General features: G+C 68.1%; 11 protein-coding genes. 7 read left to right on the forward strand and 4 right to left on the reverse strand.

What is annotated here, in order from left to right; translation table 11 throughout:
* The first annotated feature begins 4 nt into the window (after positions 1 to 4).
* From VGF64_03940 to VGF64_03950, 3 genes are all read left to right on the forward strand, one after another.
* Positions 5 to 1,489, forward strand: coding sequence for a D-aminoacylase (locus tag VGF64_03940; GenBank protein ID HEY1633885.1), 1,485 nt, complete (start codon positions 5 to 7; stop codon positions 1,487 to 1,489).
* Between the two features lie 733 nt (positions 1,490 to 2,222).
* Entirely contained in the window at positions 2,223 to 2,507 is a 285-nt protein-coding gene (locus tag VGF64_03945) for an IPT/TIG domain-containing protein (protein ID HEY1633886.1), read from the forward strand.
* Positions 2,508 to 2,549: 42 nt separating this feature from the next.
* Positions 2,550 to 3,734: a cytochrome P450 gene (locus VGF64_03950; GenBank protein ID HEY1633887.1), complete on the forward strand. Its 1,185-nt coding sequence runs from the start codon at positions 2,550 to 2,552 to the stop codon at positions 3,732 to 3,734.
* A 20-nt stretch (positions 3,735 to 3,754) separates the two neighbouring features.
* Here VGF64_03950 and VGF64_03955 read toward each other — a convergent pair whose 3' ends face one another.
* Together VGF64_03955 and VGF64_03960 are read right to left on the reverse strand one after the other, a co-directional pair.
* On the reverse strand, positions 3,755 to 4,633 hold the full coding sequence (locus VGF64_03955; protein ID HEY1633888.1) for an amidohydrolase family protein: 879 nt from the start codon (positions 4,631 to 4,633) through the stop codon (positions 3,755 to 3,757).
* Between the two features lie 123 nt (positions 4,634 to 4,756).
* The gene (locus VGF64_03960; protein ID HEY1633889.1) at positions 4,757 to 5,584 is read right to left on the reverse strand and encodes an SDR family oxidoreductase; all 828 of its coding nucleotides are present in this window, start codon (positions 5,582 to 5,584) and stop codon (positions 4,757 to 4,759) included.
* 158 nt (positions 5,585 to 5,742) lie between these two features.
* Here VGF64_03960 and VGF64_03965 point away from each other — a divergent pair, with 158 nt between their 5' ends.
* Entirely contained in the window at positions 5,743 to 6,720 is a 978-nt protein-coding gene (locus VGF64_03965) for an alpha/beta hydrolase (protein ID HEY1633890.1), read from the forward strand.
* A gap of 9 nt (positions 6,721 to 6,729) precedes the next feature.
* On the opposite strand, the gene VGF64_03970 is transcribed toward VGF64_03965, so the two are convergent.
* Positions 6,730 to 7,701, reverse strand: a complete 972-nt coding sequence (locus VGF64_03970) for an LLM class flavin-dependent oxidoreductase (GenBank protein HEY1633891.1) — start codon at positions 7,699 to 7,701, stop codon at positions 6,730 to 6,732.
* A 261-nt stretch (positions 7,702 to 7,962) separates the two neighbouring features.
* Between VGF64_03970 and VGF64_03975 the strand changes: the two genes are divergently transcribed.
* The 3 genes from VGF64_03975 to VGF64_03985 all read left to right on the forward strand — a co-directional run bounded on the left by VGF64_03975 (position 7,963) and on the right by VGF64_03985 (position 13,147).
* Entirely contained in the window at positions 7,963 to 9,273 is a 1,311-nt protein-coding gene (locus VGF64_03975; GenBank protein HEY1633892.1) for an ABC transporter substrate-binding protein, read from the forward strand.
* A 144-nt stretch (positions 9,274 to 9,417) separates the two neighbouring features.
* Positions 9,418 to 10,254: an ATP-binding cassette domain-containing protein gene (locus VGF64_03980; protein HEY1633893.1), complete on the forward strand. Its 837-nt coding sequence runs from the start codon at positions 9,418 to 9,420 to the stop codon at positions 10,252 to 10,254.
* A gap of 7 nt (positions 10,255 to 10,261) precedes the next feature.
* Positions 10,262 to 13,147 (forward strand): ATP-binding cassette domain-containing protein, encoded by a 2,886-nt coding sequence (locus tag VGF64_03985; protein HEY1633894.1) that lies wholly within the window; start codon positions 10,262 to 10,264, stop codon positions 13,145 to 13,147.
* 32 nt (positions 13,148 to 13,179) lie between these two features.
* Here VGF64_03985 and VGF64_03990 read toward each other — a convergent pair whose 3' ends face one another.
* A complete protein-coding gene (locus VGF64_03990) occupies positions 13,180 to 14,094 on the reverse strand; it encodes an SDR family NAD(P)-dependent oxidoreductase (protein HEY1633895.1) in 915 nt (304 codons plus the stop codon).
* Between the last annotated feature and the right edge of the window lie 87 nt (positions 14,095 to 14,181).

Here is a 14,181-nt window from a genome sequence, read left to right on the forward strand (position 1 = left end):
CCTGGTGATCCGGGGCGCGACGGTCTATGACGGCTCCGCCGGCACTCCGCGTCATGCGGACGTCGCGGTAACCGGGCAGCGGATCGCTGCCATCGGCGACCTCACGGCCGAGGCCGCCGGCACCGAGGTCGACGGTCGAGGCCTCGCCCTTGCACCCGGCTTCATCGACGTGCACAGCCACGACGACTTCGCCGTGTTCCTCACGCCCGCCATGGACTTCAAGGTGGCCCAGGGTGTCACGTGCGACGTCGTGGGCAACTGCGGGCTCGGCGCTGCGCCGTTGCTGGCCGCTGGTACGTCCATGGCGGTCGTTGTCGCCGACGCGCAGCGCGCATCCCTCCCCGCATGGGACGGGTATGGCGGCTACCTGGACGCGATCGACGCCGATCCCCCGAGCATCAACCTGGCCGTTCTGGTCGGTCACGGCACCGTGCGAGTGGACGCGGTGGGCAACCAGCGCCGGCCGCCGACCGGCGCCGAGCAAGCGAGGATGGTCGACCTTCTCGAGGAGGGGCTGGGCGCCGGCTGCGTGGGCTTCTCCACGGGCCTCATCTACGAACCGGGTCGCTACTCCACGTCCGAAGAGCTGGTGGCGCTGGCCAGCGTCATGGCGAGCCACGCCGGCGTCTATGCCAGCCACATGCGCAACGAGTCCGACCGACTGCTCGACGCGGTGGCCGAGACCATCCACATCGGTGAGGCGGGCGGCGTACCAGTCCAGATATCGCACCACAAGGCGAGCGGTCGGGGCGCGTGGGGTCTGGTCAGAGACTCACTGGCGATGATCGACGAGGCCCGGGCTCGGGGCACCGACGTCACCGCCGACCAGTACCCGTACACCGCAGCCAGCACCAGCCTCGCTGCTGTGGTCCAGAACTACGAGGAGGGTGCGTCTGGCCTCGGTCCGACCGACTGGTCGGCCGTCGTCATGGCCTCGTCGCCCGGTCACCCTGCCTGGGAGGGCGCCTCGCTGACTGAGCTGGCCGACAGGTTCGGGGTCGATCCCGTCGACGCAGCGCGGAGAGTCGTCGATGCCGAAGGTTACGCCGCCGCGGTCGTCATCCACTCGATGAACGAGGAGGACGTGCGCACGGTCATGGCCCATCCCAGCACGATGATCGGATCCGACGGCCTCCCGACGGTCGGCGGCCGACCACACCCCCGCCTCTACGGCACGTTCGCCCGGGTCCTCGGGCGCTACGTCCGCGACGAACGGGTGCTCACCCTCGAGGAGGCAATCCACCGCATGACTGGCATGCCGGCGGCCAAGTTCGGTCTCGCGGAGCGGGGCGTCATCGAGGCCGGGGCTTGGGCGGACCTGGTCCTGTTCGATCCCGCCACGGTGGATGACGTCGCGACCTACGAGTCGCCCCGCCGACATCCCGTAGGGATTCGAAGCGTGTGGGTGAATGGAACGCTCGTGGTCCGCGATGGTGTCCACACCGGCGAGCGACCTGGTCGGGCGGTGCGCAGGGCGCAGACGTCCTAGGTTGTCTGCATGTCCCGTGCCCTTTGCCCGACCGTTCGATATCCTCGTCGCGAGTGCGGGCCCGAGTGGGCGGGCAGGGTGAGAATCGGGGGGAACTGGTCGTGCTGAGTCGTCGCCTGCCTGGGAGGTAGCGAATCGGTCCTCTCGGACCAGCTGTTTTAGCGATTCCCACGTCTGTGTGTGACAATCGCAGCGCGGGCGTCGAGGCCTTCATCGGACCACCGGCTGGTGGTCTGGTTGGAGGCCGTCGAGAGGAATAGGGGATGTCGTCATGGACATTGATGACGCCGTAGGTGTCCCTCGAGACCAGTCGGAACGCTCTGGACTTCGAGAGCCAGCGCTCAGGGCGATGGCCGATGCGGCTCGGCGGGCTCGTGAAACTCCGCTACCGCCACCTCCTTCACCTCCCGGCGCTCCGCTGCCGCCACTTCCATCGCCTCCGCTCCCTCCGCCGCTTCCAAGTCCACCGAGACGCCGGAGGCTCGGTCGGGCGGCCGAAGCCGGGATTCTCGCTGGGGTGGTGATCGCCGCCAGCGTGACGATCGCCCTCAGCACCGGGGGGACCTCGACGACCTCTCGCACGCGGTCTATTGCCCCGGCCAGCCCAGGACCGCCAGCTACTTTGCTGACGCCTCGGGGGGCTCCGACCCCGATCCCCGCCAGCCCCTCGCCTCCACCACCGCTGCAACCAGCTCCGGAGACCACCACGGCGCCTTCTCTGCTCGCGCCTCCGGTGACGGCGGCAGCACCCGCGCCAAGAGGTGCACCGGAGATCTCGTCCATCAGCCCATCTGGGGGCACCGCCGGACAGGTGGTGGTGATCTCTGGCACCAACCTGATCAGCGCTGACGGACAGATTCTGGCGCGCTTCAACGGGGCGGCGGCGCCGACCCGATGTCCCGCTCGGACGTCCTGCTCGATCACCGTGCCCGACATCTCGTCGCCTGTATCAACAGTCTCGGTGACGGTGACAACCGGAGCCGGAACGTCGAACGCCCTCACCTTCTCCTACGGGTGAGGCCTGGAGTCTCGAGGAGAACACGTTCTAGAGTGTCGCTCGATGGTGACTCGCGAGATCGACCTCCTCGACGGCGACTTCTACGCCGGCGACCCCTACCCGACGTACGCGTGGATGCGAGAGCACGCGCCGCTGTATTGGGACGCGACGAACGAGCTCTGGGGCGTCTCCCGCTACGACGACGTGCTCGAGATCGAGAAGCGCAAGGACGTCTTCATCAACTCTGATCAGAAGAAGGGCGGCTACCGGCCCAACATCCCCGCCGATCCCGCCATGATCGGCCTCGACGACCCCCTGCACCACAAGCGGCGTGGGCTCGTGTCTCGTCGCTTCACCCCTCGAGCCGTCGCCGACCGCGAGGAGCACGTCCGGGCTACCGTCAACCGGCTCTTCGATGTCGTCGAGGCCAAGGGCGGAGAGGCCGAGATCGTGGACGAGCTGGCAGCGCCTCTTCCCGCCATGACGATCGCCTGGCTGCTCGGCTTCGGGGAGGACGCCTGGCCCCAGCTCAAGGCGTGGTCAGAGCGGACGATCGCCCTTGGCGGCGGGCCGCGGTACATGAATGACGACGGCATGATGGCGGCGATGGAGTTCGCCCAGGCCACGTCGGAGCTCCACAGTGCGAGAGTCGGGTGTCCGGCCGACGACGTGATGTCGATCTGGACACAGACCGACGTCGAGGGCCAGCCACTCGGGGTCGACACGGTCATCTCCGACTGCCTGCTGCTGCTCGACGGAGGCGCCGAGACGACGCGGACCGTGATTGCTCGCACGCTCCTCAACCTGATCGGCTGCCCGGACCAGTGGGAGCTGCTCCGGAACGGGGCCGACCTCGGCGTCGCCACCGAGGAGTTCATTCGCTACGTCACGCCGATCCACAACATGTGCCGGGTGGCCCGGATCGACACCGAGGTTGCCGGGCACGAGGTTGGCGCCGGCCAGCAGGTCGTTCTGATGTACAGCTCGGCCAACCGTGACCTCGCCCACTTCGCCGACCCCGAGCGCTTCGATGTCTCCCGCCAGCCCAACGACCACCTGGCATTCGGGTTCGGCACCCATTTCTGTCTGGGAGCGGCGCTGGCCCGCATGGAGATCCGGCTCTTCTTCGAGGAGCTGGTCCGCCGGGTGCGGAGCCTGCGGTTGGTGCCGGGCACCCGTCCGGTGGAGATGCCCAACGCCTTCGTGTTCGGTCTGAAGTCGGCCCACGTGGCCTTCGAGTTCGACTGAGCCGGGCCTTTGCGGGTCCGCTAGCGTTCGAGCCCGAGCACGCGGAGGGCGTTGGTGCGGAGGAACTTGGGCCAGACGTCGTCCTTGATGCCCACGGCCGGCAGCTCGGTCATGATGCGCTCGAGTGACAGGCCCATCGGGAAGTACCCCGCGTAGATGATCTTGTCCGCACCCCTTGTGTTGGCGTAGTCGATGACCGCCTTCGGGTAGTACTTCGGCGCGAAGGCGCTCGTCGAGTAGTGCAGGCCCGGCCACTTGAGCATGAGCTTGACAGCCAGCTCGGTCCACGGCTCACAGCCGTGGCGGGTGACGAAGATCAGATCCGGAAAGTCGTACATCACCTCGTCGATGAGCTCGACGTGCTGGGGAGCGAACTTGAGGCGCGGTCCAGGCACGCCGGCGCAGCAGAAGATCGGGATCCCCAGCTCGATGCACCTGGCGTAGATGGGGTACATCTTCTTGTCGTTGATCGCCACCTGGGGGAAGGTGCCGGCGGGGAAGACCCCTGCGGCCCGGACGCCCAACGTCTCGTGCTCGCGCACCAGCTTGCGGATGCCCTCCATACCCTCGTTGGGGTCGATATTGGCCGAGGGGATGAAGCGGTCGGGATGCCGGCGGATCGCCTCGGCGCCGACCCCGTCGGGATCGCCCACGCCGATGAGTCCCTTGTCGATGCCCCAGGTGTCCATCTCCCGCAACGTGAGCCCGATCCTGTTGTCTGTGCCACTGACGTCCTTGTCGGGGACGTCCTTGAACATGTACTCGGCGGGAAAGGCGAACTCCTCCCGCGACTGCACGTCCTTGGTCTGGCGGGTGATGAAGCGGTAGAGCGCCTTCAAATCGCCGCCCGGGAACCCGATCATGGTGTCGACGATCCCGACATCATTGGGCATGGTCATGTGGCGTCACCTCTCGTGAGCATCTGCGGGGATCAATTGCGGCGGTTCGCAAAACAGTCGAGGGCCTCCCACAGAGGGACGGCCGGCTCGATCGGTGATGCGCGCGTGTTACGGGTTCGTCGCTCACGGATCGAACGGTCGGTTGGTCCACGACCGGCCCCTTCGACGCGAGGACGGGAACCAACCGCCGGCCGCCCCGGTCCCACCGTCGGTGGGGATCGTGTGGCCGACGAGGAAGTCGGAGAGCTCGCTGGCCAGGAAGACCAGGACGCGGGCCTGATCGAGTGGCTCGCCCATCCGACCGACCGGGAGGAACGTGGGCCACTTGTCCCGCAACTCGGGAGGATCGAACCGCTCGAAGTCGGACTGCTTCGACTGGGTGAGGTCGGGGGCTATGCCGTTGACCTTGATGCCCTTGCCCGCGAGCTCGACCCCGAGGCACCGCGTGAAATGGATCGCCGCGGCCTTGAACGCACCGTACACACTGTCGGGCGGGTAGCCCCGGACACCCTCTATCGATGAGACGTTGATGATCGTCCCGCTGGCGCGAGCGAGCATCGAGGGGAGGAACGCATAGCTGACTCGCAGGATGTGCAGGAGGTTGACCTCGTACAGCGCCTGCCAGTGATCGGGCCCGCCCTCGGCGAACGACGGTGGTAGGTGCACCCAGTGGCCCACGTTGTTCACGAGGACGTCGATGGGTCCGTGCTGGTCGAGGACGCGGTCTCGCATCTGGTCGACCTGGGCCGCGTCGCGGACGTCGACAGTGATCGCCGTCGCGGTCCCGCTGTCAGAGATGATGTGCTTGGCGACGTCCTCCGCGGCATCTCCGTCTATGTCGACCACGAGCACCGCGGCCCCTTCGGAGGCGTACAACTCCGCGGCTGCGGCCCCGATGCCGGCGCCGGCGCCGGTGATCAGAGCCAGTTTGCTCGCCAGCAGTGGCTTCACGCTGTCACCGCCCGGGGACCTTATCCGCTTCGGTGCCGTCGGCGCCGACCCGATAGGGTCACTCACAACTGGTCAAGTCCCTTGTGCATATGATCTCCGCCATCAGTCGAACGGCTTCGGCCTCGTCGGAGGCGAAGGCGAAGGTCGGGAGGTACCCCGTGTCTGCCAGCCGATCACCCGAATCGAGCATCCTCACGACCCCGGCCGGGGCGCGAGCGCCCGAGCTGGACCCCGAGCTGGCGCAGCTGGCCGCGGCGTTCCCCGACCTGACCATCGACGACGCCAGCCTGCCCACCCTTCGAGGCCAGCTCGCGGACATGGTGCAGGCGACGGAGCCGTCGGCCGGAGTGACCCGTACTGACCACGTTGTCGACGAGGAGGCGGGAGTCGTCGTCCGCGTGCACCGACCGGTGCAGGCGTCGGGTCCGCGAGCGTGCGTCTACTCGATGCACGGCGGAGGCTATGTGATCGGCGACCGAAGCATGGACGACCAGCGACTCGACAGCTGGTCCTCACGCTTCGGCTGCGTGGGCATCTCGGTGGAGTACCGCCTGGCGCCCGAGCACCCGTTCCCTGCCGCCCACGAGGACTGCTTGACGGGGCTCGAGTGGGTCTTCGGACATGCCGACGAGCTCGGCGTCGACCCGGCGCGAGTGGGGATCGCAGGTGTCAGCGCAGGAGGAGGTCTGGCGGCCGCGCTCGCCTTGGCGGCGCGGGACCGTGCGATCCCGATCAGGTTCGCGATGCTCGAGGCGCCGATGCTCGACGACCGCCAGATCACGCCCTCGAGCCAGTACGAAGACCTGGTGATCTGGAGCAGGGCGTCCAACTCCTTCGGCTGGCGTGCCTACCTGGCGGGGCTGCATTCCGAGGTGCCGGCCGAGGCGGCACCCGCCCGGGCCGAGGATCTCAGCGGGCTACCGCCAACCTTCATCTGTGTCGGTGGCGCCGATGGGTTCCGCGACGAGAGCATCGACTACGCGCGACGGCTCGGTGAGGCCGGTGTGCCCACCGAGCTGCACGTCTACCCCGGTGTACCCCACGGCTTCGAGCTGTTCGTCAACACCCGCGTCGCCCGGCAGGCCCACCAAGACATCGAAGAGTGGGTGGAGCGCCAGCTCCGTCAGGTGGCCTGACACAGCGGCTCACCCGGTAGCCGCGGCGGCAGCGGCGGCCTCCAGGTAGGGCCACGCCAGGCTGGGAGGGAGGCCCCCGACGAGGGGCTGGAGGGCGAGCGGGAAGCCCCGGCCGACGTGTGCGGCGGCGTCCGCGGGGGTGATGATCTGGTAGGGGCCGTGCTCGGCGCGAAGCTCGTCGATCGTCTTCGCCCGGGAGACCGAAGTGCTGAGCTCCCGGCCCGAGAACCAGCGCCCGTAGCCCAGGGCGTCGACCAGTAGGTACTCGCCGATCTCGTCCCAGGCTCGATCGGGGTCCTCGGCCACGAACACCGTTGGGGGCGACTCGGGCGATGGCAACACGCAGCCCGGCGCGTCCACGCCCGCAGCGGCCGCCTCGCTGCGGTAGGCGCGCTCGAGCTCGGCGTGAGGCTTCTCGGCGACGAACGGCATTCCCAGTCGGCCCGCCCGCCGCGCCGCCGCCTCGCTTCCCCCGCCGTAGGCCAGGACCGGCCCGCCGTGCGTGAACGGGAGTGGGCGCACCAAGGCCCGTCTCCCATCGACCTCGACCGGCTCGCCGGTCCAGGCCCGGCGGAGGAAGGCGATCCGCTCCTCGGCGAGGCCACCCCGCCCCCGCCGGTCGACTCCGAACATCTCGAGCTCTTCGGAGCGGTAGCCGATCCCGATGATGTAGGACACCCGACCCCGGCTCAGGTGGTCGACGACCGCAAGGTCCTCGGCCAGCTTCACCGGCTCGTAGAAGATGAGAAGGAGAGCGCCCACGATGATCGGCAGCGTTGTCGTCCTTGCCGCGAGGGCAGCCGCCATGGGGACCGGCGAGGGGAGGTAGCCGTCGTCGCTGGCATGGTGCTCGGAGACGACGGCGCTGAGGCACCCGTGAACCTCCCCCCAGGCCGCCATGTCGAGAGCCGCCCGGTAGAGGTCGGCACGGCCGTCTGCGTCGCTCATCGTGGCCCGCATGCCGAATCGCATGGTGAACATGGCCCGAAACCTATGTCCCTGTCGGGGGACGAGGGCGCTCGTTGCGCCCCGGGGTGCCAGCCGCTACGTTTGCATAAAGTATCGGATAAAGTATTCGAACTGTCGTACGGGCGAGTGCTGTGATCAAGGGGGGCATCTTCATATGCTCACGCTGCGAAGCTCCAGGCCACCGAAATGGTCCACGCCTCGGGCTGTCGCCGGCTCGACGCGCCGGAGCGGCCGTGCCCTGGTGGCGACGTACCGGGAACGGAGGAACCACTCGTGAAGTTGCGCACGGGATCCAAGGCCGGCGCGGTCGCCCTTCTTACGGCAGCGCTGGCCGCGGCAGGGTGTAGCAGCGGCTCGTCGGGCGGTTCGTCGAGCCCGGGGACGTCGTCGTCGTCTGGGTCGGCCGCGTCGTCGTCTGGGTCGGCAGCGTCGTCGCGGGGTTTCGACGGCCACACGATCAAGGTCGCCGGGATCAGCGAGCTGTCGAACTTCGCCGGAGCCGAGATCGGCTCAGAAGCGCGCTTCAAGAGAGCCAACGACACCAACGAGCTGAACGGCATCAAGATCCAGTTTCAGGAGATGGCGAACTCGAACTTCGATCCGGCCACGGCCTTGTCGGAGGTTCGCCGCCTCGTGACACAGGACCAGGTCTTTGCCATCGTGCCCGACCTCTCGGCCGAGAACCCGGGGCCGTACCTGGCTCAGCAGCAGGTCCCCTACCTCGGGTACGGGTTCGACACCAGCTATTGCAGCCCCACGCCGTCGACGTCGGTATGGGGCTTTGGCTACAACGGCTGCCTGGTGCCGACGAACCCGCCGAAGATGCCCGACTCCTTCAGCAACCTCTACAAGTACGTGAGCGGCAAGACCGGCAAGCAGCACCCGACCATGGCGCTCTTCTCCAGCGACATCCAGTCGGGCAAGGACGCCACCAAGTTCCAGGCCTCGGCGGCCCAGGGTGCCGGCTTCAACGTTGTCTACGCCAAGGGGGTCTTTCCGACTGTCACCTCTGACTACACGCCCTACGTCCAGCAGTGGCTGAGGGCCGCCGGCGGTAAGGCGCCTGACACGTTGACCTGCCTGGCGGCCACGCAATGCATCCAGATCTGGCAGGCGGTGCAGGCGGCGGGCTACCAGGGCACCTTCTACCACACGCTGGGTAACGTCGATGCGCTGGCGAAGGTGTTCGCAGGCACTTACACGGCCGCCTTCTACAACACGGACACGGCGTCGAACCCCGGACTGGCCCAGATGCAAGCCGACTTCCAGGCGTTCAAGCCGGGCACCGCGCTCACCGGGTATTCCAACGTGCCGGCCTACTTCGCCGCCGATATGTTCATTCAGGCCGTGAAGAAGGTGGGGCGGAACATCACCCCCCAAGCCGTGCAGAAGGCACTTTCGACCATCACCTGGCAGATTCCGGGGTTTGTCGGTCCGACCGTGTACCCGTCCTCGACCGCGGTGCCGACGCCAGCATGCACCGAGCTGCTAGCCGACCCGCCCGGGGGATCCGGGTACCAGATCGTCGAGCCCTTCAGCTGCTCGAACCGCCAGATCTCGATCGACCCGAACTTCACAGGATGACAACGCACCTCATCCTGCTGGACCTGGGAGGCGCGGGGCTGGGGCGGGCTCGCGCTGTGACGTCGCGTTGAGTGGGCATGGCGCTGGGGGCGTGGAGGCCCCCGAGTCGCCAAGATGGAGTGAGCGGCGATCAGGGGACGACCGATGAGCACCCGCCCTGTCTCGCTTGCCTCCACGAACTCGGCACCGTCGGAGGCGGCCGTGCTGGTGCTGGAGGACATCGCCGTCCGCTTTGGTGGGGTCACGGCGCTGGGGGGAGTGTCGCTGACCGTGGGCCGAGGTGAGGTCTGCGGATTGATCGGCCCCAACGGAGCGGGGAAGACGACCCTGTTCGACGTGGTGTCGGGAGTCCGTCGTCCCGAGCGGGGCCGCGTCGTGATGGACGGCGTCGACATCAGCTCACTCGGGCCACCGCAGCGGTGCTGGAAGGGGATGCGCCGTACCTTCCAGCGGGTCCAGACCTTCGGCTGGTTGACCGTGGAGGAGAATGTGCTGGCCGCGACCGAGTGGCGCGGCGGCGGGGGTGGGCTCCTGGCCGATCTCGTCGCCCTGCCTACCCGCCGTCGCCGGGAGCGAGCTCGCCGCGCCTTGGCCGACGGTGCGCTCGAGCGCTGCGGCCTCACGAAGGTGCGCTCGGAGTACGCCGGGTCGCTGCCCATCGGCATCGCCCGGATGGTCGAGTTCGCCCGGGCGACCGTGGAGCCGCCCCGGTTGCTGTTGCTGGACGAACCGGCGGCCGGTCTGGACGAGGAAGAGGCAGGTCGACTCGGCGAGCAGATCGAAGCAGTACGAGCGGAAACCGGGTGCGCCGCGCTCCTGGTGGAGCACAACTCGGGTTTCGTAATGGCGCGCAGCGACCGGGTCGTGGTGCTGGCGTTGGGATCGGTCCTGGCCATCGGGTCGCCCGAGGCGATCCAGGCCGACCCGATGGTGCGGAGTGCCTACCTCGGAGATGGTTCGCCCAATGGGGGAGGGAGGTAGCGGCAGCGTGACCAAGCTGTTGAACCTGGTCCTTTCTGGCGCGGTGACCGGGTCGATCTACTCCATCATGGCCTCCGGGCTCGTTCTGACCTACACGACGTCGGGGATCTTCAACTTCGCTCACGCCGCGGTCGCCTTCGCCGTCGCCTACCTCTACTACCAGCTGCACTCCGGTCTGGGCGTACCCATCGTTCCGGCCCTGCTGATATCGGTGCTGATCTTCGCTCCGTTGCTGGGATTGCTGCTGGACTGGTTGATCCTTCGCCGTCTCGCCAAGGCACCGGTGTACGCCCGTATCGTCGGGACCATCGGCCTGCTCGTCGCCCTCCCGGCCCTGATGCAGTGGCTGGTGGTCACCCTCGGCAACAACGTGCTCGGCCTGGGTCTGCTCGGCAACGCGGCGTCCTCACAGGGGGGCGGCCAGGTGCCGGGGGTGGGCCCCAACCCCGCGCACGTGTACCACCCCCTGCACGGGGTGGCGCTGACCTCCGACCAGCTGGCCGTGTTCGTGGTCGCCGCCCTCGCCGCCGCCGGCCTCTGGTTCCTACTGCGCCGCACACGGGTCGGCCTGGAGATGCGCGCGGTCGTCGACCGCGACAGCCTCGCCGGGCTTCGGGGCGTCAACTCCGGGCGCACCTCAGCCACCGCCTGGATCCTCACCATGATCCTCGCCGGCCTCGGCGGTGTGCTCATAGCCCCCCTCTTTCAGCTCGACGACACCACCTTCACCCTCGTCGTGCTCGGCTCACTGGCCGCCGTGGTGCTCGGCGGGCTGCGCTCCCTGCCCATCGCGTTCGCCGGGGGCCTGTTGCTCGGCGTGGTGCAGAACCTCATCGCCGGCTACAACAACGTCCTGCCCAGCTTCATCGGCAACCTGACCGGCCTCCGATCGGCCGTGCCGTACCTACTCGTCCTGGTGCTGGGCTTGATCATCGGTCGGGACCGCTCCCGTCAGGCGGGCTCGGTCGCCGAGGAGCGGTCGCCGCCCGACCATCGCCGGGGGATGTCCGCGCTCCGCCGGAGGCTGCCGTGGGCGGTCTTTGTCGTGCTCCTGGTCGGGTTCTCGATGCAGTGGCTGAACGTGTCCTGGCTGCGGGCCGACACCTACGACCAGACCGTGATCGCCCAGGGGCTCGCCACCGCCATCATCTTCCTGTCGTTCGTCATCGTGACGGGAATGGGGGGCATGGTCAGCCTTGCCCAAGCGACCTTTGTCACCGCAGGCGGGTTCGCTGCCGGGTGGGCCCTCAGCCGGAACTGGGGCATCGACATCCCGCTCATCGCCTCGCATGGACACCTCAACTTCGCCTGGGCAGTGCTCATCGCCACTGTCGCGGCGGCGGCATTGGGGGCGCTGATCGCCTTGCCAGCCGTCCGGCTGGGCGCCGTCTACCTGGCTGTCTGGTCACTGGCGGCCGCATTCTTCTTCTCCTTGGTGCCCTTCGCCTACGACGCCATCGGCAAGGGGCAGCTGGGCTGGACCATCCCGTCCCCGGGATTGAACGTGCCAGGTCTCAACTGGGTGCACACCCTTGCGGCCCCTCAGGGCGGGGCGTTCAACTTCAGCCGCCTGGCCGACCAGATTCTTCTCTTCTTGGCCGTGTTCGGCGTGATCACGGCCGTGATCCACGCGCTGCTGCGCTCGGCGTCGGGACGAGCGATGCTCGCCGTGCGCAGCTCTCCCATCGCAGCTCAGGCATTCGGCATCCGAGCCAACCGCACCAGGATCCTCATCTTCGCCCTGTCGGCCGGCATCGCCGGGCTCGGTGGGGTCATGCTCAGCTTGTTCTCGTCCGCCGCCAGCAACAGCACCGCGCCGCCACTCATCGGCCTCGTCTGGCTGGCGGTGGTCGTAGTGTTCGGCATTCGCCGGCCGGGCGGTGCGCTCCTTGCCGGCTTGTTCGTCGCCGGGGCCACCGCGTTGTTCCACTGGATGTCGTCGGTCCTACCCGGCGGCTCGATCAACACGCTCGTCACCTCGGTCTACTTCGTCCCGATCCTGTCGGGCCTCGGTGCCATCCAGCTCGCCCGGGAGCCCGACGGCATTCTGTCGCTGGCGGGCCGGACGCGGCTGAGGTGGCCCGGAACGAGGCGGCGGGAGCGGATCGCCGCGGTCGAGGCTGGTATGCACGGCGGCACGGTCCCTGAGCATGAGCGGACCCACACCGGCGCGGCCGCCACGGGACCCGGCGATCCCGACGCCGCCCTGTCGCTCTCAGGAATCGTCGCTGGTTATGGCGACGCGGAGGTCCTCCACGGGGTGACGATGAACCTCTACGCCGGAAAGGTCATCGCGCTGCTCGGCGCCAACGGCGCTGGAAAGTCGACTCTCTGTGGTGTCGCCGCCGGCCTGGTCGCGCCCACCGACGGAAGCATCACGCTGAAGGGGACCGACCTCACTGCTCGCCCCGCCTACCAACGCGCCCGTGCCGGCCTCGTGTTGGTCCCCGAGGCGCGCGGGGTGTTCCCTGGCCTCACGGTCGAGGAGAATCTCTCTGTGTCTCTCCGTGTCCCTCAGGACCGGGAACGGGCCTACTCGCGCTTTCCCCTCTTGGCCCAGCGCCGCAATCAGCACGCGGGCCTGCTGTCCGGCGGCGAGCAGCAGATGCTGAGTCTCGCTCCGGCGCTGGCCGATCCTCCAGCGGTGCTGATCGCCGATGAGCCCACGCTCGGACTGGCACCGCTCGCGGCCGAGGAGGTCTTGCGGGCGATCCTCGAGCTGCGTGACGACGACACGGCCGTGCTCCTGGTCGAAGAGCACGCCCAGAACGCCCTTCAGGTCGCTGACTCGGTCGTCTGCATGGACCTGGGCCTCGTGACCTGGACTGGCGCCACGGCGGAGGCGGACATCGACCAGCTCAGCGCCACCTATCTGGGAAGCGCCAAGGCGTGAGGGAGGCGACGTGGCAGTGCGTGATCGACTCGTCAGGTCGCCAGGGGAAGGCCGTGTCCCTCGGCGCCACCCACGGGATTCTCCGTCTTTCCGAAGCGATCAGCCCGTTGGCGCAGCGTGTTGGCCATACCGTCGACGGGGCCCAGGGTGATGACGAAGCGACCGGCAACGATGCCGTCGAGGACGGCGTCGGCGAGCTCGTCGAGGGGCTGCAGGGGGAGCCCGCGTCCTGCCTTTGCCGCCTGTTCCTTGAGCGACTCGATGGTGAGGGGTTCGGTCGGACGAGGTACCTCCCGCCCCCATCGGGCCGGGCGATTGCGGTCGCTCGTCCACATGCCGGTGGCGAGCAGCCCCTTCCCGCTCGGGAAGAAGAGCGAGGCGGCCACGTTGGCCCCGACCTCCTCGAGCTGGACGCCCAGGCACTCCGTCAGGATTGACACAGCGGCCTTGCTCGCCGCGTAGGCCGAGGCGGTGGGCATCGGCGTGATGCCGCCGTCTCCGGAGGTCGTGTTGATGACGTAGCCCGGTTCGCCGCTGGCGATCATCCGCGGAACGAACGCCTGGATGCCGAAGATCACCCCGTTGACATTGACGGCGTGCACCCACCTCCAGTCGTTCGGTGTCGTCTCCCACACCTTGGCCGCAGGAGCGCCGACCCCGGCGTTGTTGAACAGCAGATTGGTCCGTCCGAAGCGCTCGTACACCTGGTCGGCGAGGGATCTGACCGACTCGAAGTCAGTGACGTCGGTGACGACAGCCACCAGCTCTCTGCCCGGGGGGGCCGCCACCTCGTCGATCGCACGGTCGAGCGCCTTCTTCTCGACGTCCGCGATCACCACGTCTGCGTCGGCGGTCAGGAGCGCTTCACACAGGGCCCTGCCGATGCCCGAGGCACCTCCGGTGACGACTGCGACCTTGCCGCTGAAGCTCGTGATCGGGCTCGACATCGCTGCTCTCCTCGAGTCAGGTGTCCTCGACATATATCTGATATATGTATCATAACTCGCTCGATAATTCGAGGGCAATCGGGAGAG

Source organism: Acidimicrobiales bacterium, assembly GCA_036491125.1.
Lineage (GTDB): Bacteria > Actinomycetota > Acidimicrobiia > Acidimicrobiales > AC-9 > AC-9.

What these genes read in the sequence shown, in the direction of transcription:
- VGF64_03950 (HEY1633887.1), top strand. Translation starts at nt 2,550, where the DNA reads ATGGTGACTCGCGAGATCGACCTCCTCGACGGCGACTTCTACGCCGGC.
- VGF64_03955 (HEY1633888.1), bottom strand. Translation starts at nt 4,633, where the DNA reads ATGACCATGCCCAATGATGTCGGGATCGTCGACACCATGATCGGGTTC.
- VGF64_03970 (HEY1633891.1), bottom strand. Translation starts at nt 7,701, where the DNA reads ATGTTCACCATGCGATTCGGCATGCGGGCCACGATGAGCGACGCAGAC.
- VGF64_03980 (HEY1633893.1), top strand. Translation starts at nt 9,418, where the DNA reads ATGAGCACCCGCCCTGTCTCGCTTGCCTCCACGAACTCGGCACCGTCG.
- VGF64_03990 (HEY1633895.1), bottom strand. Translation starts at nt 14,094, where the DNA reads ATGTCGAGCCCGATCACGAGCTTCAGCGGCAAGGTCGCAGTCGTCACC.